Here is a 19,059-nt window from a genome sequence, read left to right as displayed (position 1 = left end):
CAAGTGCAAGACCCAGCAGCCGGTGGCCGCCGCAGGCATGTTCACCAAGGACCGTTTCGACATCGACCTTGAGCAGGACACGGTGACCTGCCCGGCCGGGGTCAGCGCACCGATCCGCCGGGGCAAGAACCACACGGGAACGGCCCGTTTCGGTCAGGCCTGCACCGGCTGTCCGCTGCGTGAGCAGTGCACCCGCTCCACCGCCGGACGGACCGTCCATGTCGGCGCCCACGAGCAGGCGCTGGCCGATGCCCGCAGGCGACAACGTCACCCGGACTGGGTCGCCGACTACCGGGCCACGCGGCCCAAGGTGGAACGCAAGATCGGGCACCTGATGCGTCGCCATCACGGGGGGCGACGGGCCCGGGTCCGGGGCACCGAGAAGGTCGCCGCCGATTTCGCTCTCCTGGGCGCGGCAGTCAACCTGGCCCGCCTCGGCATGCTCTGCTTCACCAGTGCACCCCCTCGGAGTTGGGCAACCGTGGCCTGAGCCGCCCCACGGGCACCCCAGCGGGCCCCATCAGCGACCGACACAGTCCCCCTTACGCGCCAACACCACCTCCGGACCCCTTGATCGCGCCACCCAGGTGACGATCACTCAAGCCATCTGGTGTGACTTCCCCCAGACTGCGCCGCTCAAGCGATCGGGCCCATCACCCACTGACCGCCGTTCGACACCAGCCACCTAGTGCACCGCTCGGCACCCCCGCCATCGCATACACGCCATGCCGGATCGGGCGGACGATCTCGCGGTTGACCAACAGGGACAGCTCCATCTTCCCGACCCCACCTTGTTACTTCTGAAGAGTTCTGGAGAGGCACCTTCGCACGCCTGGGCAACCAACCGACTCAAAGGCCGCGAGTCGCGCGGCCGACATCGCTGCGGTCTGCACCGCTTACGATGTATGGCTGTGCCTAGCTCCCCCTCTCTCCGCGCGGGCATGGGGGCCATCCCGCACAACGGCGGGGTCACGTTCCGGGTGTGGGCGCCCAACGCGCGCCAGGTCGCGGTCACCGGGGACTTCTCCGGGTGGGACCCGGCATACAAGGCGTGGCTGGTCCGCGACAACGCGCGATCGGGCACGTGGTCGACGTTCGTGCCCGGCGCGGGCCCGGGCAGTCACTACCGCTTCCTGATCCGCAGCGGCGGACCCTACCGCTCCCGCATCGACCCAGTCGCCCGACAAGTGACCCACTCCGACGGTGATGCCGTGGTCTTCGACCCCCGGTCCTTGGATTGGGGAGAGGATCATTTCGCCATGCCCGGATGGGACGACCTGGTGCTCTACGAGCTGCACATCCCCACCTTCGCCGCCGACGGATGGCGCGCCGGCACGTTCGACCGGGCCATCGACCGGCTCGACCACCTTGCCTGGCTCGGCGTCAACGCCGTCGAGGTGATGCCGCCGTTCGCCTTCGCCGGGCACATCAGCTGGGGCTACAACCCCTCGCACCCCTTCGCGATCGAGAGCTCCTACGGCGGCCCACAGGCCTTCGCCCGGTTCGTCCGCGCGGCGCACGCCCGCGGGATCGCCGTCATCCTTGACGTGGTCTACAACCACCTCGGCCCGGGCGACCTGCACCTGTGGCGTCTCGACGGGGGCCGCAAGCCGCGCTACGGCGGCAGCTACTTCTACAACGACCGCCGGGCGCTGACCCCGTGGGGGGCGACTCGGCCCAACTACGACCGCAAGCACGTGCGCAACTACCTGCGCGACTCGGCGGTGATGTGGCTGGAGGACTTCCGCGTCGACGGTCTGCGCTTCGACGCGACGCAATACATCCGCTCCCGGTCGGGCAACGTCCACCACCCCGGCCAGCGCATCGCCGCCGGGCACCGGTTCCTCGCGGCGACGACCGCCGACCTCCGCTCCCGCCAGCCGTGGAAGATCCTGATCGCCGAGGACATGCAGCGCGACCCCACCGTCACCCGGCCCAGCGGCGAGGGCGGGCTGGGCTTCCACTCTCAGTGGGACGCCGGCTTCGTGCACCCCGTCCGCGCCGCCCTGGAGACGCCGCGGGACGAGGACCGCGACCTGTATGCCGTCGCGCACGCCGTCATCGGACACGGCCTGGGCGCGCCGCACGAGCGGGTGATCTACACCGAGTCCCACGACGAGGTGGCCAACGGCCGGAGCCGGGTGCCCGAGTCGGTGTCCCCGGGGGCGGCCGACTCCTGGCACGCGCGCACCCGCGCCGTGCTGGGCCTCGTGCTCACCCTGACCTCCCCTGGCCTGCCCATGCTCTTCCAGGGTCAGGACTTCCTGGAGGACCGCTGGTTCGACGACCAGACCCCGCTCGACTGGGACAAGGCCCACCGGCACGCCGGCTTCCTGCACCTGGTCCGGGAGCTGATCGCGCTGCGCCGCAACCTCTCGGGCGCCACCCGCGGACTGTCCGGACGGCATACCCGCGTCATCCGGGTCGACGACGACCGCAAGATCCTGGCCTTCCACCGCTGGTCCAGCGGCGGTCCGCGCGACGACACGGTGGTGGTGCTCAACCTGCGCACCACGCCGGTATGGAGCTACCCGCTCGGGCTGCCCCGCCCCGGGCGATGGCGAGTGCGCTGCAACACCGACGCTCCGCTCTACGGGCCCGGTCTGGGCGCGGTGCACGTCACCAACCTCGACACCGAGCCGCACGGGTGCGACGGCTACCCCCAGCACGCCCGGATCACCATCGGCCCGTATGCCGCACTCTTCTACTCCCAGGACACGTAGGGCGGTGCCTATCCTCGCTCGCTATCCGCCGTCGGCGCTCTCGGCCACCGGGTCGGCGGCGCCGGTGAAGCATTCGGGACGCGTCCTCGGCGAGAAGGGCTACTTCGCGTTCGACGTCAGTCCCATCGACAATCAACGCAAGCATGTCGTCGGTGTAGTAGCTGCGGATTGGCGACTCGAGCTGCTTGGATCTCGCTGTGGCCAGCCCCGCCGGCGGCGAGGACCCGTGCTTCCTCAAGCACCATGTTGTTGTCGGTGAGTGCCATCGACGTCTTGGGTGACCCTGTCGCCACGCGCGCCGGTCGCGGCACCACCGACAACAAAGATCGACGAAGCGACGCCACGGTCGCGGAGCCGCTGATCGAGTTGGGCCAGCAGCTCGCGCGTCTGCTGGGCAGTGAACTCATGCGCCGCGTCCGCAGGGTCATCCGGTGACCAGGTCACATGATCCGATAACTCTGCCTGGCGTTGATGGGCATCAGTCGTCCAGCACCCTCCGCGGACTCAGTAGGGTCTCATTGTGCATATCCCCCCTCCAGGGAGCGACGCCGGCTCGGTGACCCTCAGATTCCTGGCGGCGCCGACCGACGTCGCGGATCTGGGCGGCTCCGCCGTGTCGGGTGGCCGGGTGCTGGAGTGGGTCGACCGGGCCGCCTACGCGTGCGCAGTGGGTTGGAGCTCGGCCTACTGCGTCACCGCCTACGTGGGCGACGTGGTCTTGGACCGCCCCATCCACACCGGCGAGCTCGTCGAGGTCTCGGCCCACGTCATCTTGACCGGCCGGTCCTCGATGCACATCCGGGTGAGGGTGAGCGCCGGCCCCGTGGCCACCGGTGAGCTGGAGCCGACCTCCACCTGCGTCGTCATCTTCATCGCCCTCGACGCTGAAAGCAAACGGCCGACACCCGTGTCACCGTGGGAGCCCGTGACGCCGGAGCAGCAGCGCGAGGCCGACTGGGCGACGGAGCGGATCGAGGTCCGCAAGGCCATCGAGCAGGCCATGGCAGAGCAGACCTACTCCCCCGCAGGCACCGCACCCCAAGCGGTGCTGCGCTTCCTGGCGGCCCCCACCGACGTCAACTGGGGCGGCAAGACCCATGGGGGCACGGTGATGCGCTGGATCGACGAGACGGCCCGCGTGTGCGCCTTGCAGTGGAGCAAGCGGGACTGTCTGCCCGTCTACTCCGGTGGCATCCGTTTCTACCGCCCCATCCCGATCGGCAACCTCGTGGAGATCAGCGCGCGGCTGCTGCATACGGGGCACAGCAGCATTCACATCTCCGTGCACGTCAGCTCCGCCGATCCGAAGACCGGTGACTTCGCGCTGACGACGCACTGCCTGACCGTGTTCGTCGCGCTGGCCGACGGCAAGCCGGTCGAGACACCCACCTGGCATCCCCGGTCGGAGGAGGACGAGCGCCTCGATGCCCACGCCCTGGCCCTCATGCGGCTCCGCGCGAGGAAAGGATGAGCCCGGACGCCGTCACCGTCGGCGAGTCGACCCCTGACCTCACACCGTCCTGGCCACCTCCCGCACGGCCTTGATCATCAGCTGGTAGGGCATCGACCGCTTGGTCACCTGGTTGACAGTGCCGCTGATCACCAGGTCCAGATCCGCGGCGCGGAACAGCGCGGCACCCGATGCCCCGGAATGCCCGACCAGGGGTGGGAGCGCCCGGAAGCCGGTCACCGCACGGGGTGGAGACCACGCCCCCGTCGGCCTGGAACGAGGCCATCGCATGCGGGATGTGCAGTCGGACGCGTCCGTTCAGCATCGGTGCGATCTCGGCATAGCGGTCCAAGCTCTCCGAGCCGAAGACGTAGGTCTGGGTCAGGCCCAGCGGCGCCGCGATCCGCTCCGCGACCGCCGACGCGAAGGACAGACCGGTCAAGCCCTCGACGATCGCACCGAGCAGTTGGTAGTTCGTGTCCGAGTACCGCGCCTTGCCGGGCTTGTCCGGGGCGAAGGCCGGCCGCATGCCGCGAGTGATCTCCAGCACGTCGTCCAGGGTCCATGAGAGGTCGTGCTCGAAGGCCAGGTCGGCCGTCGTGCCCCCGTCGGCACGCTCGCCTTCGAAGTAGTCCGCGAGACCGGAGGTATGGGCCAGCAGGTGCCGCACCGTGATCTGCCCACCCCGGTCGACCCACCGCTGATGTGCAGCCCGCGCATCATCTGCGCCGGCAGCAGCTCGGCGGCGGGTCGGTCCAGGACGAGCTCGCCGGCGTCGGCCAGCTGCAGGATCAGCGCAGCGGTGAACAGCTTGGTGACCGAGGCCACGAAGTACGGATGGTCACCTCCGTAGGACGTACGGATGGTCACCTCCGTAGGACCACTGCCAGCCCGCCCGGTCCAGATGCAGCTGCACGGGACCCGTGTCGGGCCGGGCGTCGTAGCCGCCCACCAGCTCCGTGAGGCGAGTCTCCAGGTCCATACGTGCCTCCTTTCAGCCGCCTCGGCGGACCCGAGGACTGCGCTCACCGGGAGTACCCATCATGGCAGTGCGGGTGTGCTCCGAGGTGCCGGCCATGTCCACGCGGAGCGGGCGATCGCGAGGAGGAGCACAACTTCGACGGCGCTTCCCAGGAGGTAGTAGACCCAGGTCTCACCGATGCACAACGCGATGATGATGACCGCATACAAGAGGCTGACGACGATGTTGAGGACCCGGTTGACTCGTGGCTTGAGAACGAGGGACAGGACCATCATCAAGGTGGCCGGCAGGATGAAGATCAGGGCGGAGGTCAAGAACACCTGGTTGACGGCCAACGGAGTGGTCGCCACCGTCCCCTCGAGCGCCGCGCCGAGCACGTCAGCCCGGAAGAACGCGAAGAGGTCGACGTAGGCGAACACGAACAGCATCACGACCCATAGCGCGCTGAGCACGAGCTTCACATCGACTCGGGTGTCTCGGTACTGCCTCGTTGGTCTGGTCATGGTCGTCGTGCTCATGGGATCGGCTCCTACTGCCTGGTTGTGGTCGTCTCACCGGGGACCCTTCCCCGGTGGCGCTTGCCAGATCCAGTGTGTTTGCGTTGTCTTCGTGGCACACCGGGAGCGGGGCCAGTCTCGACCTGACCGAACAGACAGCGGGGGACTGCTCTTTCGGTCGATCCGCCGTACCTGCCCGACTCCGTACCCTGGGGTTCGTGAGCACAGCGCTGGGGTGGCTCAGGATGGAGCCCGAGGCCGAGGAACCACCGGTTCGGGTGTGGCGCGACTGGGTCCTCGCTGCGACGGTGGCAGGTGCCACGCTGGTCGAGGTGCTCGTCCGCGACGGCATGGTATGGCGACCGCTGGCGTTCGCGTTCGGGCCCACCCTGGCGCTGACGATGCTGTGGCGCCGCACACCCCCTTGCGACGGTAGCCCTGGCGTTCGGCGCGCTCGTGGTGTTGGACCTGGGCTCTGTCCTCGCTCTTGGCGAGCCTTTCGTCCTGGTCGCCGGCGCTTTCGTCCTGGTTCTGGTGTACGCGCTGTTCCGGTGGGGAAGCACCAGGCAGACAGCGATTGGCCTGGTGATCGTGGTAGTGGAGGTGGTGGTGATCGCGACCACCGACTTCACCGGTCTCACCGACCTTGTCGGCGGCATCGTCGTGCTGCTGTTCCCGGCCGCCCTGGGCCTCTCCATCCGCTACCGCGGCATCGTCCGCGACCAGGCGTTCGAGCAGGTCAGACTCCAGGAGCGAGAGACGCTGTCCCGCGAGCTGCACGACATCGTGGCCCACCACGTGTCCGCCATCGCCATCCAGGCGCAAGCCGGGCAGTTCCTGGCCACCTCACAAGACCTGGACGGAGCCGCAGCGGCCCTCGACGTCATCGAGACCGAGGCCTCGCGCACCCTCGCCGAGATGCGCTCCATGGTCGGGACCCTGCGCCGCGGCCAGGGCACACCGCAGCTGTCCGTCCAACACGGCGTGGCCGACATCGAGGCTCTGGCCACCGCCGACGGCGCCCCGGGGTTGCGCGTCGACGTCGAGCTCGACGGGAATCTCGACGACCTGCGACCCTCGGTCCAGGCGGCCCTGTACCGGGTGGCCCAGGAGTCGATCACCAACGCGCTGCGTCACGCACGGCATGCCACCCAGGTCCACGTCCGGGTCGCCGGGGAGACCAAGACCGTGCGGTTGAGCGTCAGCGACGACGGTGAGCGCGGCCAGCTCTCCGCGGGATCGACAGGCTACGGCCTGGTGGGCATGGCTGAGCGGGTGACGCTGCTCGGAGGGACCTTCCATGCGGGACCACGACCGGAGCACGGCTGGATGGTCGAAGCGACGATCCCCCGGCAACGACGTGATCGCCCAGGCCGCCGACGGCCTGGAGGCGGTGGAGTTGGCCCGCCGACTGCGCCCGGACGTGTGCCTGCTCGACATCCGGATGCCCCGCCTGGACGGTGTGGAGGCCACCCGACGCCTGGCCGGACCCGACGTCGAGGACCCGTTGGCCGTGGTGGTGATCACCACCTTCGACACCGACGAGTACATCAGCGGCGCCCTGCGGGCCGGCGCCCGAGGGTTCCTGCTCAAGGACGCCGGCCCGGCCCTGCTGGTCCAGGCCATCCACGCCGCCGCCGAAGGCGACGCGCTGATCGCCCCCAGCATCACCGTCCGCCTACTCGCCCGCTTCGCCGAGTCCGCCCCTTCCCCGAAGCGGGCCCAGCCTGTGGTGCCGCTGACCGAGCGGGAGGAGGAGGTGGCAGTGACCGTGGCCCGGGGGCTGACCAACGCGGAGATCGCGACCGAGCTCTACATCAGTCTGAGCACGGTCAAGTTCCACGTCGGCAGCCTCATGGACAAGGTCGGTGCCCGCAACCGTGTCCAGATCGTCATCTGGGCCTACGAGACCGGGCGAGTGCAACCCTGAGCGCCGAGAGCGCCTGCTCACCACACCAGCATGCAGAACGCTCAGGGCGCGACAGCCGCGGCCAGGTTGTTGAGGGTCTCCTCTAGCTGCTCCTGCGTCACCAGCGGGAAGCCCACCTTGTCGAGCAGGTCCTTGTCGGTGACCCGGCTCCAGTCGTAGGTGCAGCTCACCTCGGTCGACTCCGGACCCTGCGGGGTCAGCTCCCACACCCACTCCCAGCCGGGCGGCTCGGTGCCCGCCGGAGCGGTCTTCCAGGCCACCAGCTTGCCCGGGTCGTAGCCGACCACGTGGTTGTCGGTCTTGTACTCCCCGCCCATGTGGTCACCCTCCATGTTCATGGTGAACACCTGACCGGTGCCGGTGATCCGGTCGGCCTGGTCCACGGACCGGACGAAGCCGGAGCCGTCGAGCTCAACGTGCCGCTCCGGGTTGGACAGCACCTCGAAGACGTCGGTGTTGGACGCATCGATGGTCCGGCTGACGGTCGTGCTCTTCTGGTCACTCACGGGAATCTCCTAGGCCGACGTCGCCCCTCGGTATGCCGAAGGATCACCTTGACGCTAGCGCGCGGCGGGTCTGGCCGCGAGGGTGGGGTCTGGTCGCAGGTATCGGCTCAGCGGGGTCAGGCGGTCAGACGGTTTGGCGTCAGCGAGATCGTGGTGGCCCCCTCCATCGCGGCGTAACGCTGCGGGTTGCAGGTCAGCAGGATCACCTGGCCGCTCGAGCCCGGGTCGGCCAGCACCCGGCCGACGCTGCGCAGCCGGGCGGGGTCGGTGTAGCCCAGGGCGTCGTCGATGACCACGGGCACGCCCTGGTCGGCGTCGACCAGGGAGGCAACGGCCAGCCGGGCCAGGATGCCGAGCTGCTCCTTGGCGCCCCCGGACAGAGACTCGAACGGCACCGTGGTGTCGTGCAGGTGGCGGTGCGTGAGCACCAAGTCGCGGCTGACCACGACCCCGAAGGTGTCGCCGTAGACCTGCCGGCCGAGGCGATCGACGGCCGCGGCGAACGGTGCGACGTAGGCGTCGTGGGCCTGCTCCCGGTGCCGCTGCAGCGTCTGGTGCAGCTGACGCGCGGCGCGGGCCCGGCGCTCGATCGAGCGCAGCGCAGCACGGGCCTCCGCGAATGCCTGCAGGGCCAGCTCGTAGACCTCCTGCCGTCCCTCCCCTGCGCACAGCTCCACGCTGCCCTTGAGGTGGTGCGAGCGGTCGCGCAGCTCGCTGACCTGGACGCGGTGCGCCTCCAGGGCCTCGGTGGCCCAGCGCAACGCTGCCTGCACCCCCTGGACGTCGACCTCGGCCGCGGCCTGTCGAGCCTGCGCGAGCCGATCCTGCGCCTCGCTCGCCATCACGGCGGCGCTCTGCTGTGCCTCCCGCACGGCGTCGTCGTCGCACTCCGCCCTGGCCTCGGCGAGGCGCTGCTCCTGCGCCTGCAACGTGGCAGCGGTCTGCTGGAGCCGGGCCCGGGCCACCTCCAGGCCGCTGCGGGCCGTGCCCCATGCTCGCCGCGCCTCCTCGGCGTCGTCCTGGGCCCGAGCCGATGCTGCGAGGTGGTGCTCGACCTCGTCCTTGGCGGCCAGCTGCACCGCCTTGGCCTGCGCGACCGTCTCCGGAAGCCCATCGGCGTCGCCGCGGGCGAAAAGATACGCCTCGGTGCACGCCTGCAGGTCCGTGACGCGAGCGCCGAGCACATCGGCGCTCTCGCCACCCAGCGCGCCAGCGAGCTCGGTGCGCAGCCGGTGAGTCTCCGCGGCGTCCGCCTCGTGGGCGACACACCGCTGCCGGGCGGTGTCCAGGTCGCCGACCGCCGCCTTCGCCAACGCTGCAGCCAGGGCACTCTGCGCATGAGCAAGCCGCTGCGCCAACAGCACCACGTCACCCTGGGGGCGCACGGACAGCTGCAACACCCCGGGCAACACCAGTGAGGTCTCCTGGCTGACCAGGTGCTCGTGCACCTCACCGTCGGCTGCCAAATGCAGCGGGGTGCCGTCGACCTCGACCGAGAGCTGCTCGCCCAGACCCTGCAACGACACCACCGTGGCAGCACCCTCGATCGTGGCCCGGGCCAGCTCGACGGCTCCCGAGAGGTCGGTGAGCTGCCGCAGCACTGCCGGGGTGATCGTCGACTCCTCCAGCACGGCCTGGGCTGTGGCCAGCTCGGCGCTCAGCTGCTCGGACCGCTGCAGCCGGTCGCGCAGCCTGGCGAGCTCGGTCACCTCGGCCAGATGGGTGGCGTCGTCCCCGGCCCGCTCCGCCACCTCCCGGGCCCGTGCCAACGCCGTCGCCGCGGCCTGTGCGGCCTGCTGAGCCGTGGCCTCCCGCAGGACCAGGGGCTGCTCGTCCCTCGCTCGACGATCCACGTCATCGGACAGCGCGGTGACGCTCTCGTGATGCTCATGGACCTCACCGACCATCCGCTGTCGCAGGTCGTGGTCGCCGCGGGCGCGGGTGTCAGCGGCCTGCGCCGCCTCGGCGCGCTCCTGCGCCGCCCGCAGCTCCTGGTCCACGGCCGTCGCGGCGACCGCCCGGGCCTGCGCCACCTCGAGCGCGGCGCTGACCTCCGGCGTGCCGAGCTCGGCGGCCCGCAGCGTTGCGACGGCGGACTCGCGCTGCTCCAGCAGGTCCTGCGCCTCGCCGACCCGCGTGTGCGCGTGCACCGCGGCATCCCGAGCCGTCTCGGTCTCGGTGATCGCCGCGCGCAGCTCGCCCGTCGGGCGGCCGGTGCGGGTGAAGTAGCGCAGGAACTCACCCTCGACCTCGCCGAGCAGGTCCGCTCCGGTGTCGGTGTGCAGGTCGGCGCCGGCCGCGCCGTCGAGCGCCTCGGCCAGCAGCCGACTGCTGGTCAGCGGGATCTGCGGCTCGCCCGCCTGGGTGAAGCGCAACGCGTCGAAGAGGGGACGGTCCAGGCACTCGCTCAGGATGGCGGTCATCCGTGCCTGCGCCGCCTCACCGGCCAGCTGTTCCGGGCGGGACGCCAACACGCGCAAGGTCGTGGTGGGGCGCAGCAGCCACTGCTTGGCGAACACCAGCCGGTAGCCGCCCAGGCTCAGCTCGGCCTCCACGAACGGAGCGGCCTCCACCCCCACCGGCTGCATGGCCTTGACGCCCGCGGACTTGGAGGTCGCCTTGCACGACGGGTCGAGCAGTCGGTCCAATGCCTCCAACAGGGTGGACTTGCCGACCTCGTTGGGGCCCTCGACCACGACGACCCCGGTGTCGGGGAAGTCGAGGCTCAGCTCGGTGACGCCCTTGACGTGGCGCAGTCTCAGGCGGTGCAGTCTCATCGCGCATCCTCCCTGGTGAGCCGATAGAGCAGGGACAGGGCGTCGCGCGCGCTGTCGCGGTCATCGGGCCGGGAGACCTCGAAGCGCCAACCGGCCACGTCGCTCAGCACCTCGGCCTCGACCGCCTCGCCTGAGGACGCGCTGCCGGCCCTGGCCTGCTCGTCGATCTCGGCGGCGGCCGCGGCCACGAAACCACCGAGGCCGGCGGACTGCCAGTCCTGCTCGTCGGCGAGCACGACCAGGTCGGTGTGCCGTTCCCAGTCGCGCAGCCCGGCGAAGACCGCCTCGTGCCGGCTCAATGCCTCGGTCAGCTCGGCGTGCTCGGCCAGGCCCAGGGTGCCGCGCAGGGCGAGCTGGAGCACGGTGCGGTCCTTGTTGCTCATCGCCTCCAGCTCGGCGTCGAGTGCCTGCACGTCGGCGCGACCGCTGAGGTCGCGGTGCAGCACCCGGAAGTCCCAGGTGCCCACGTGGTGCGGAGTGACGACCGGGAGCCGGCCGGGCTCGACGTCGACCACCAGCACGTCACCGGGCTGCTCCTCGCGCACGTCGGTGACCTCCGGCGCCCCGGCATACCAGATCGCGCCGGACTCGCCCACGCTGGTGCGGGAGTGCCGGTCGCCCAGGGCGACGTAGTGCATGCGCCCCGCGGCCAGTGCCCGCTCCAGCGGGGCCGTCGCGATGGCCGCGGGGTGGCCACCCCGCGGGTCAAGCGCATCGACGATGCCGTGCCCCACGACGATGCGGACCGTGCCGTCGGCGGCACCGAGGTGCGTCATGGCATCGGCCACGAGGTCGGCGTCCGGGTGCTTGCCGTGCCACGGCGCCGCAACGATCTCGACGCCGGAGCGCACCGTCACCGGGTCCGTGCCGTCCAGCACGTGCACCTGGGCGGGGCAGGACCGGGTGAACACCCGCTGGCGGTAGATGCTGACCGCATCGAGGGGGTCGTGGTTGCCGGGCAGCAGATAGACCGGCACCCCGACGTCCTTGAGCGCCTCCAGGGCGCGCAGCACCGTCTGCGGCGCCAGCTGGTTGGACTCGAAGACGTCACCGGCCACCACCACGAACTCGCACTGCTGCTCGCGGGCCACCTGCCCGAGCCGGCGGATCGCCTCGATGCGCGCCGCCCCGAACCTGGCCTGCGCGTCACCGCTCAACCAGCGACGGGTCATCCCGATCTGCCAGTCGGCGCTGTGCAGGAACCGCACCACGTCACTCCTCCTCACGCTCATCCGCTCGCCGCTGCGACCACGAGTCAGGCCGCTGCTGCGACCACTGCATCCACCGTAGGAGTGAGCACCGACAAACCCCCGCAACCGGCGCTGCATGTTGGGTCTCAGCCGGTCAGCAGCCACACCGGCAGCCCCGCGACCAGCACCCCGAGCCCGACGGTCAGGACCAGGTATGCGGTCGCGCGGGACCGGTCGGTCTCCCACAGCTCCCAGGTCTGCACAGCCAGGCTGCTCCAGGTGGTCAGCGCCCCGCACAACCCGGTGCCGAGCAGCAGCGCGAGGGCCTCCGGCACCCGCTCCCCCAAGCCGACCAGGACACCGAGTCCCAGGGCGCCGAGCAGGTTGGCCGTCAGGACGCCGCGCAGCCCACCCCAGCCGGCCGTGGCCGACAGGTGCCGCAGCACGGCCCCCACGGCACCGCCGACGGCGACCAGCAGGCCCGCCCAGAGCGCAGCGCCGCTCACCCGGGGGTCCGGTCCGGGTCGTCGGCCACCAGCCCGGTATGCAACACGCGCTCGGTGCCGCGGATGGCCAGGGCGGCAGCGCCGACACACAGCAGCGGGGTCAGCACCAGGTATGCCGTGGCTGCGGCCACCCCGCCGAGCGCAGGTGATCCGGCGGCGCCGGAGAGCAGGTGCACCTGCACGGCATACGCAGAGAAGGTCGTGAAGCCCCCGAGCAGACCCGTGCCCAGCCCGGGCCGGACCCAGCCGGGGAAGGCAGGACGCGAGGCCAGCACGGTGAGCACGCCCAGCAGCAGGCTGCCGACCAGGTTGATGGTCAGGGTCGCCCACGGCCACCCCTGCGCCCAGCCCTGGTCGAGCACCCAGCGCAGACAGGCCCCGACGGCTCCGCCGAGGGCCACCGCGAGGATCACCGCCGGATGGTGCCTGCTCATCACGCTGAGACTACGGGCCGGTTCGGATATAACCTTGCCGCATGCCGCATACCGATGAGTCCAAACCTGGTAGTACCGAGCCGGGTCCTGCCCGGCTACTCGAGGTGAGGTCGTCGTGCTGATCGCAGGCGGCCTCTTGGTCATCCTGCTGCTCACCCTGGCCACCGGATACTTCGTGGCCCAGGAGTTCGCCTACGTCGCCGTCGACCGCGGCAAGCTGCGCCGGCTGGCTGAGGAGGGGGACGCACCAGCGGAGCGGGCCCTCCGGGTCACCGAGCGGCTGTCCTTCACGCTGTCCGGTGCCCAGTTCGGGATCACCGTCACGGCCCTGCTGGTCGGCTTCGCCGGCGAGCCCCTGCTGGGCCGCGGACTCGCCGAGGTGCTGGGCTTCACCGGTCTGTCGAGCGCCGCCCTGCTCTCGCTGTCGGTCGCGTTCACCCTCATCTTCAGCACCGTCCTGCAGATGGTGCTCGGCGAGCTGGGCCCCAAGAACCTCGCCATCGCGCGCACGGTACCGCTCGCCCGGGCGCTGTCCCGGTCGACCCTGATCTACCTCAAGGTCGCCGGGCCGATCGTCTCGTTGTTCGACAAGTCCTCCAACAAGCTGCTGCGCTCGGTCGGCATCGAGCCGGTCGAGGAGCTGCCCCAAGGCGCCACCCCGCAGGACCTGCACCGGATCATCTCCGAGTCCCATGAGGGCGGGGAGATCGATGAGGACCTGTCCCGCCTGCTCGAGCGGGGGCTGGCCTTCCGCCGGCACGTCGCCGAGGAGGTGATGACCCCGCGGATCGACGTGGAGACGGTGCAGGCCGACGCGCCGGCAAGCCGCGTCCTGGAGCTGCTGGAGACCGGGCACTCCCGCTTCCCGGTGATCGGCCGGGACGTCGACGACATCGTCGGGGTCGTCGGTTTGCACGAGCTGCTGCAGATCACGCCGGAGCAACGCGGGCACACCCAGGTGCGCGAGATCGCCGACGAGGCGGTGATCATCCCCGAGTCGCTTGCCCTGCCCCGGGTGCTGGAGGCGCTGCGCGAGCAGCATCGGCAGATCGCCGTCGTGGTCGACGAGTACGGCGGCTTCGCCGGCGTCATCACCTTCGAGGACGTCGCCGAGGAGGTCGTCGGTGAGATCTGGGACGAGGGCGACGACAAGGAGGAGCAGGCCACCCCGAGCAGCAACGGCACCTGGGAGCTCGCGGCTCGGCTGCGGATGGACGAGGTCGAGGAGATCACCGACATCCCGCTGCCGGAGGACGAGGACTACGACACGGTCTCCGGGCTGATCATGGACCGGCTGGGTCGGGTCGCGCAGGAAGGGGACAGCGTCGACGTCGTCTGGGAGACCCGCGACGAGGAGGGCGATCCGCAGACCAACAGTGTGCGCATCGACGTCGTCACGCTGACTCGCCATGTGCCCGACACCGTCGTCATCCACCCCATGGTGGTCACCTCGTCCGACCCCGACGAGGCCGACCCGCGTGAGGCGTCGACCGAGGGGAAGACACCACATACCGACGACGATGTCGAGGAGGCCAGGACATGAGTATCGCCACCGGCCTCTTCGTCTCGCTGCTGCTCCTGGTGCTCAACGCGTTCTTCGTCGCCTCGGAGTTCGCCGTGGTCGCCGCGAAGCGCCACCGGCTCGAGGAACGGGCCTCCGAGGGGAGCCGGGCCGCCAAGGCCGCGCTCAACGCCAACCGCGAGCTGACCTTGATGCTGGCCGGCGCTCAGCTCGGCATCACCCTGTGCACCCTGGGCTTGGGCGCTCTGTCCGAGCCTGCGGTCGCCTCGCTGCTGGAGCCCGTGCTGCACGCCGCCGGCATCCCCGATGCCGTCACCCACCTCATCGCGGTGGTCATCGCCGTCGCGATCGTGGTCTTCCTGCACATGGTCGTCGGCGAGATGGCACCCAAGTCGTGGGCCATCTCGCACCCGGAGGTCTCCGCGATCACCCTCGCCCTGCCGTTCCGCGCCTTCACGTGGGTGGTGCGGCCGGGGCTGATCGTGCTCAACGGCGCCGCCAACCTGCTGGTGCGGGTCTTTGGCGTGGACCCGGTCGAGACCGTCGACGCGGAGCGGCACGGCCCCGCCGAGCTGCAGATGCTGCTGAGCCAGTCGCACGAGCACGGGGTGCTGCCGGACCAGGAGCACCAGATGCTCTCAGGAGCCCTGCGCCTGGAGAACGAGACCGTGACGGCCGTGATGTTCCCCCTAAACGAGGCGGTCACCATCCCCCTGGACCAGATGGCCAGCGACGTGGAGACGGTGTCGAGCCGGAGCGGGCGCAGTCGGGTGTTCGTGACCCGGGAGGGCGAGGTCCACGGACTGGTCCACGTGCGCGACGCCATGCGCGCCACCGCGGCCGGCCACCGGGACCTGCCCGTCACCGACTTCCTGCAGGAGGCGGTCACCCTGCGCGAGTCCCTCCCCCTCATCGACGCAGTGAGCGCGATGCGGCAGCAGCGGGCCCAGCTGGCGCTGGTCGCCGACCAGGAGGGCACGGTCATCGGCCTGGCCTCCTTGGAGGACATCCTGGAGGAGATCCTCGGCGAGTTCGACGACGAGACCGACGAGCCCGAGCCGGCCACCCGCTGACGAGCTGCGCACACGCGCAAGGCCCCCACCCGATCGGGTGGGGGCCTTGCGCGTGTGCGCAGCTCGTCAGCGGGTGGCCGGCTCGGGCTCGTCGGTCTCGTCGTCGAACTCGCCGAGGATCTCCTCCAGGATGTCCTCCAAGGAGGCCAGGCCGATGACCGTGCCCTCCTGGTCGGCGACCAGCGCCAGCTGGGCCCGCTGCTGCCGCATCGCGCTCACTGCGTCGATGAGGGGGAGGGACTCGCGCAGGGTGACCGCCTCCTGCAGGAAGTCGGTGACGGGCAGGTCCCGGTGGCCGGCCGCGGTGGCGCGCATGGCGTCGCGCACGTGGACCAGTCCGTGGACCTCGCCCTCCCGGGTCACGAACACCCGACTGCGCCCGCTCCGGCTCGACACCGTCTCCACGTCGCTGGCCATCTGGTCCAGGGGGATGGTGACCGCCTCGTTTAGGGGGAACATCACGGCCGTCACGGTCTCGTTCTCCAGGCGCAGGGCTCCTGAGAGCATCTGGTGCTCCTGGTCCGGCAGCACCCCGTGCTCGTGCGACTGGCTCAGCAGCATCTGCAGCTCGGCGGGGCCGTGCCGCTCCGCGTCGACGGTCTCGACCGGGTCCACGCCAAAGACCCGCACCAGCAGGTTGGCGGCGCCGTTGAGCACGATCAGCCCCGGCCGCACCACCCACGTGAAGGCGCGGAACGGCAGGGCGAGGGTGATCGCGGAGACCTCCGGGTGCGAGATGGCCCACGACTTGGGTGCCATCTCGCCGACGACCATGTGCAGGAAGACCACGATCGCGACGGCGATGACCACCGCGATGAGGTGGGTGACGGCATCGGGGATGCCGGCGGCGTGCAGCACGGGCTCCAGCAGCGAGGCGACCGCAGGCTCGGACAGAGCGCCCAAGCCCAGGGTGCACAGGGTGATGCCGAGCTGAGCGCCGGCCAGCATCAAGGTCAGCTCGCGGTTGGCGTTGAGCGCGGCCTTGGCGGCCCGGCTCCCCTCGGAGGCCCGTTCCTCGAGCCGGTGGCGCTTCGCGGCGACCACGGCGAACTCCGAGGCGACGAAGAACGCGTTGAGCACCAGGAGCAGCAGCGAGACGAAGAGGCCGGTGGCGATACTCATGTCCTGGCCTCCTCGACATCGTCGTCGGTATGTGGTGTCTTCCCCTCGGTCGACGCCTCACGCGGGTCGGCCTCGTCGGGGTCGGACGAGGTGACCACCATGGGGTGGATGACGACGGTGTCGGGCACATGGCGAGTCAGCGTGACGACGTCGATGCGCACACTGTTGGTCTGCGGATCGCCCTCCTCGTCGCGGGTCTCCCAGACGACGTCGACGCTGTCCCCTTCCTGCGCGACCCGACCCAGCCGGTCCATGATCAGCCCGGAGACCGTGTCGTAGTCCTCGTCCTCCGGCAGCGGGATGTCGGTGATCTCCTCGACCTCGTCCATCCGCAGCCGAGCCGCGAGCTCCCAGGTGCCGTTGCTGCTCGGGGTGGCCTGCTCCTCCTTGTCGTCGCCCTCGTCCCAGATCTCACCGACGACCTCCTCGGCGACGTCCTCGAAGGTGATGACGCCGGCGAAGCCGCCGTACTCGTCGACCACGACGGCGATCTGCCGATGCTGCTCGCGCAGCGCCTCCAGCACCCGGGGCAGGGCAAGCGACTCGGGGATGATCACCGCCTCGTCGGCGATCTCGCGCACCTGGGTGTGCCCGCGTTGCTCCGGCGTGATCTGCAGCAGCTCGTGCAAACCGACGACCCCGACGATGTCGTCGACGTCCCGGCCGATCACCGGGAAGCGGGAGTGCCCGGTCTCCAGCAGCTCCAGGACGCGGCTTGCCGGCGCGTCGGCCTGCACCGTCTCCACGTCGATCCGCGGGGTCATCACCTCCTCGGCGACGTGCCGGCGGAAGGCCAGCCCCCGCTCGAGCAGGCGGGACAGGTCCTCATCGATCTCCCCGCCCTCATGGGACTCGGAGATGATCCGGTGCAGGTCCTGCGGGGTGGCGCCTTGGGGCAGCTCCTCGACCGGCTCGATGCCGACCGAGCGCAGCAGCTTGTTGGAGGACTTGTCGAACAACGAGACGATCGGCCCGGCGACCTTGAGGTAGATCAGGGTCGACCGGGACAGCGCCCGGGCGAGCGGTACCGTGCGCGCGATGGCGAGGTTCTTGGGGCCCAGCTCGCCGAGCACCATCTGCAGGACGGTGCTGAAGATGAGGGTGAACGCGACCGACAGCGAGAGCAGGGCGGCGCTCGACAGACCGGTGAAGCCCAGCACCTCGGCGAGTCCGCGGCCCAGCAGGGGCTCGCCGGCGAAGCCGACCAGCAGGGCCGTGACGGTGATCCCGAACTGGGCACCGGACAGCGTGAAGGACAGCCGCTCGGTGACCCGGAGGGCCCGCTCCGCTGGTGCGTCCCCCTCCTCAGCCAGCCGGCGCAGCTTGCCGCGGTCGACGGCGACGTAGGCGAACTCCTGGGCCACGAAGTATCCGGTGGCCAGGGTGAGCAGCAGGATGACCAAGAGGCCGCCTGCGATCAGCACGACGACCTCACCTCGAGTAGCCGGGCAGGACCCGGCTCGGTACTACCAGGTTTGGACTCATCGGTATGCGGCATGCGGCAAGGTTATATCCGAACCGGCCCGTAGTCTCAGCGTGATGAGCAGGCACCATCCGGCGGTGATCCTCGCGGTGGCCCTCGGCGGAGCCGTCGGGGCCTGTCTGCGCTGGGTGCTCGACCAGGGCTGGGCGCAGGGGTGGCCGTGGGCGACCCTGACCATCAACCTGGTCGGCAGCCTGCTGCTGGGCGTGCTCACCGTGCTGGCCTCGCGTCCTGCCTTCCCCGGCTGGGTCCGGCCCGGGCTGGGCACGGGTCTGCTCGGGGGCTTCACGACCTTCTCTGCGTATGCCGTGCAGGTGCACCTGCTCTCCGGCGCCGCCGGATCACCTGCGCTCGGCGGGGTGGCCGCAGCCACGGCATACCTGGTGCTGACCCCGCTGCTGTGTGTCGGCGCTGCCGCCCTGGCCATCCGCGGCACCGAGCGCGTGTTGCATACCGGGCTGGTGGCCGACGACCCGGACCGGACCCCCGGGTGAGCGGCGCTGCGCTCTGGGCGGGCCTGCTGGTCGCCGTCGGCGGTGCCGTGGGGGCCGTGCTGCGGCACCTGTCGGCCACGGCCGGCTGGGGTGGGCTGCGCGGCGTCCTGACGGCCAACCTGCTCGGCGCCCTGGGACTCGGTGTCCTGGTCGGCTTGGGGGAGCGGGTGCCGGAGGCCCTCGCGCTGCTGCTCGGCACCGGGTTGTGCGGGGCGCTGACCACCTGGAGCAGCCTGGCTGTGCAGACCTGGGAGCTGTGGGAGACCGACCGGTCCCGCGCGACCGCATACCTGGTCCTGACCGTCGGGCTCGGGGTGCTGGTCGCGGGGCTGCCGGTGTGGCTGCTGACCGGCTGAGACCCAACATGCAG

The 19,059-nt window shown here is 70.6% G+C and carries 18 protein-coding genes and 2 pseudogenes; 10 read left to right on the top strand and 10 right to left on the bottom strand.

The annotated features are described in order from the left end of the window. The 4 genes from ACR2FV_RS02780 to ACR2FV_RS02765 all read left to right on the top strand — a co-directional run. A partial coding sequence (locus ACR2FV_RS02780) for a transposase (RefSeq protein WP_434014165.1) occupies window positions 1-490 on the top strand: 490 nt, incomplete at its 5' end. Window positions 491-911: 421 nt separating this feature from the next. Further along, window positions 912-2,723, top strand: a complete 1,812-nt coding sequence (locus tag ACR2FV_RS02775) for an alpha-amylase family glycosyl hydrolase (protein WP_434014166.1) — start codon at window positions 912-914, stop codon at window positions 2,721-2,723. A gap of 255 nt (window positions 2,724-2,978) precedes the next feature. Further along, window positions 2,979-3,158: a hypothetical protein gene (locus tag ACR2FV_RS02770; RefSeq protein ID WP_434014167.1), complete on the top strand. Its 180-nt coding sequence runs from the start codon at window positions 2,979-2,981 to the stop codon at window positions 3,156-3,158. Window positions 3,159-3,243: 85 nt separating this feature from the next. After that, a complete protein-coding gene (locus ACR2FV_RS02765; RefSeq protein ID WP_434014168.1) occupies window positions 3,244-4,194 on the top strand; it encodes an acyl-CoA thioesterase in 951 nt (316 codons plus the stop codon). Here the strand turns inward: ACR2FV_RS02765 and ACR2FV_RS02760 are convergent. From ACR2FV_RS02760 to ACR2FV_RS02750, 3 genes and pseudogenes are all read right to left on the bottom strand, one after another. Beyond that, window positions 4,166-4,858 (bottom strand): annotated as a pseudogene (locus tag ACR2FV_RS02760) (serine hydrolase domain-containing protein); the annotation flags it as partial. The gene ACR2FV_RS02765 and the pseudogene ACR2FV_RS02760 sit on opposite strands and share 29 nt — an antisense overlap. A 156-nt stretch (window positions 4,859-5,014) precedes the next feature. Then, window positions 5,015-5,155, bottom strand: a complete 141-nt coding sequence (locus tag ACR2FV_RS02755; RefSeq protein ID WP_434014169.1) for a hypothetical protein — start codon at window positions 5,153-5,155, stop codon at window positions 5,015-5,017. 59 nt (window positions 5,156-5,214) lie between these two features. Next, window positions 5,215-5,673, bottom strand: a complete 459-nt coding sequence (locus tag ACR2FV_RS02750) for a DUF6326 family protein (RefSeq protein WP_434014170.1) — start codon at window positions 5,671-5,673, stop codon at window positions 5,215-5,217. Window positions 5,674-6,108: 435 nt separating this feature from the next. Here ACR2FV_RS02750 and ACR2FV_RS02745 point away from each other — a divergent pair. Then, a pseudogene (locus ACR2FV_RS02745) lies at window positions 6,109-6,948 on the top strand (sensor histidine kinase); the annotation flags it as partial. Window positions 6,949-6,952: 4 nt separating this feature from the next. Further along, a complete protein-coding gene (locus ACR2FV_RS02740; RefSeq protein WP_434014171.1) occupies window positions 6,953-7,582 on the top strand; it encodes a response regulator in 630 nt (209 codons plus the stop codon). A 41-nt stretch (window positions 7,583-7,623) separates the two neighbouring features. On the opposite strand, the gene ACR2FV_RS02735 is transcribed toward ACR2FV_RS02740, so the two are convergent. The 5 genes from ACR2FV_RS02735 to ACR2FV_RS02715 form a co-directional block, all read right to left on the bottom strand. After that, window positions 7,624-8,088: an SRPBCC family protein gene (locus tag ACR2FV_RS02735; RefSeq protein WP_434014172.1), complete on the bottom strand. Its 465-nt coding sequence runs from the start codon at window positions 8,086-8,088 to the stop codon at window positions 7,624-7,626. A gap of 116 nt (window positions 8,089-8,204) precedes the next feature. Beyond that, complete coding sequence (locus ACR2FV_RS02730; protein ID WP_434014173.1) at window positions 8,205-10,865, bottom strand: AAA family ATPase; 2,661 nt, start codon at window positions 10,863-10,865, stop codon at window positions 8,205-8,207. Continuing rightward, window positions 10,862-12,076: a metallophosphoesterase family protein gene (locus tag ACR2FV_RS02725; protein ID WP_434014174.1), complete on the bottom strand. Its 1,215-nt coding sequence runs from the start codon at window positions 12,074-12,076 to the stop codon at window positions 10,862-10,864. The genes ACR2FV_RS02730 and ACR2FV_RS02725 overlap by 4 nt, the downstream gene beginning before the upstream one ends. Before the next feature lie 125 nt (window positions 12,077-12,201). After that, window positions 12,202-12,561, bottom strand: coding sequence for a CrcB family protein (locus ACR2FV_RS02720; RefSeq protein WP_434014175.1), 360 nt, complete (start codon window positions 12,559-12,561; stop codon window positions 12,202-12,204). Beyond that, window positions 12,558-12,995 (bottom strand): CrcB family protein, encoded by a 438-nt coding sequence (locus tag ACR2FV_RS02715; RefSeq protein WP_434014176.1) that lies wholly within the window; start codon window positions 12,993-12,995, stop codon window positions 12,558-12,560. The genes ACR2FV_RS02720 and ACR2FV_RS02715 overlap by 4 nt, the downstream gene beginning before the upstream one ends. Before the next feature lie 115 nt (window positions 12,996-13,110). Between ACR2FV_RS02715 and ACR2FV_RS02710 the strand changes: the two genes are divergently transcribed. After that, a complete protein-coding gene (locus ACR2FV_RS02710) occupies window positions 13,111-14,538 on the top strand; it encodes a hemolysin family protein (protein ID WP_434014177.1) in 1,428 nt (475 codons plus the stop codon). Beyond that, window positions 14,535-15,590: a hemolysin family protein gene (locus tag ACR2FV_RS02705; protein ID WP_434014178.1), complete on the top strand. Its 1,056-nt coding sequence runs from the start codon at window positions 14,535-14,537 to the stop codon at window positions 15,588-15,590. Before ACR2FV_RS02710 ends, ACR2FV_RS02705 begins: the two co-directional genes overlap by 4 nt. Before the next feature lie 66 nt (window positions 15,591-15,656). Here ACR2FV_RS02705 and ACR2FV_RS02700 read toward each other — a convergent pair whose 3' ends face one another. Together ACR2FV_RS02700 and ACR2FV_RS02695 are read right to left on the bottom strand one after the other, a co-directional pair. Next, complete coding sequence (locus tag ACR2FV_RS02700) at window positions 15,657-16,712, bottom strand: hemolysin family protein (RefSeq protein WP_434014178.1); 1,056 nt, start codon at window positions 16,710-16,712, stop codon at window positions 15,657-15,659. Continuing rightward, on the bottom strand, window positions 16,709-18,136 hold the full coding sequence (locus ACR2FV_RS02695) for a hemolysin family protein (RefSeq protein ID WP_434014177.1): 1,428 nt from the start codon (window positions 18,134-18,136) through the stop codon (window positions 16,709-16,711). The genes ACR2FV_RS02700 and ACR2FV_RS02695 overlap by 4 nt, the downstream gene beginning before the upstream one ends. 115 nt (window positions 18,137-18,251) lie before the next feature. Here ACR2FV_RS02695 and ACR2FV_RS02690 point away from each other — a divergent pair, with 115 nt between their 5' ends. After that, window positions 18,252-18,689: a CrcB family protein gene (locus tag ACR2FV_RS02690; RefSeq protein WP_434014176.1), complete on the top strand. Its 438-nt coding sequence runs from the start codon at window positions 18,252-18,254 to the stop codon at window positions 18,687-18,689. Beyond that, window positions 18,686-19,045 carry a CrcB family protein gene (locus ACR2FV_RS02685; protein ID WP_434014175.1) on the top strand — a complete coding sequence of 120 codons (360 nt, stop codon included), beginning with the start codon at window positions 18,686-18,688 and terminating at the stop codon, window positions 19,043-19,045. Before ACR2FV_RS02690 ends, ACR2FV_RS02685 begins: the two co-directional genes overlap by 4 nt. The last annotated feature ends 14 nt before the right edge of the window (window positions 19,046-19,059 follow it).

It is taken from the genome of Ornithinimicrobium sp. (assembly GCF_051004135.1).
Taxonomy (GTDB): Bacteria; Actinomycetota; Actinomycetes; order Actinomycetales; family Dermatophilaceae; genus Ornithinicoccus.
Note: the sequence above shows the minus strand (reverse complement) of the source record. Positions and strands in the feature narration are given on the sequence as shown.

What these genes read in the sequence shown, in the direction of transcription:
- ACR2FV_RS02690 (WP_434014176.1), top strand. Translation starts at nt 18,252, where the DNA reads ATGAGCAGGCACCATCCGGCGGTGATCCTCGCGGTGGCCCTCGGCGGA.
- ACR2FV_RS02740 (WP_434014171.1), top strand. Translation starts at nt 6,953, where the DNA reads ATGCGGGACCACGACCGGAGCACGGCTGGATGGTCGAAGCGACGATCC.
- ACR2FV_RS02705 (WP_434014178.1), top strand. Translation starts at nt 14,535, where the DNA reads ATGAGTATCGCCACCGGCCTCTTCGTCTCGCTGCTGCTCCTGGTGCTC.
- ACR2FV_RS02750 (WP_434014170.1), bottom strand. Translation starts at nt 5,673, where the DNA reads ATGAGCACGACGACCATGACCAGACCAACGAGGCAGTACCGAGACACC.
- ACR2FV_RS02700 (WP_434014178.1), bottom strand. Translation starts at nt 16,712, where the DNA reads ATGAGTATCGCCACCGGCCTCTTCGTCTCGCTGCTGCTCCTGGTGCTC.
- ACR2FV_RS02715 (WP_434014176.1), bottom strand. Translation starts at nt 12,995, where the DNA reads ATGAGCAGGCACCATCCGGCGGTGATCCTCGCGGTGGCCCTCGGCGGA.
- ACR2FV_RS02730 (WP_434014173.1), bottom strand. Translation starts at nt 10,865, where the DNA reads ATGAGACTGCACCGCCTGAGACTGCGCCACGTCAAGGGCGTCACCGAG.
- ACR2FV_RS02755 (WP_434014169.1), bottom strand. Translation starts at nt 5,155, where the DNA reads ATGGACCTGGAGACTCGCCTCACGGAGCTGGTGGGCGGCTACGACGCC.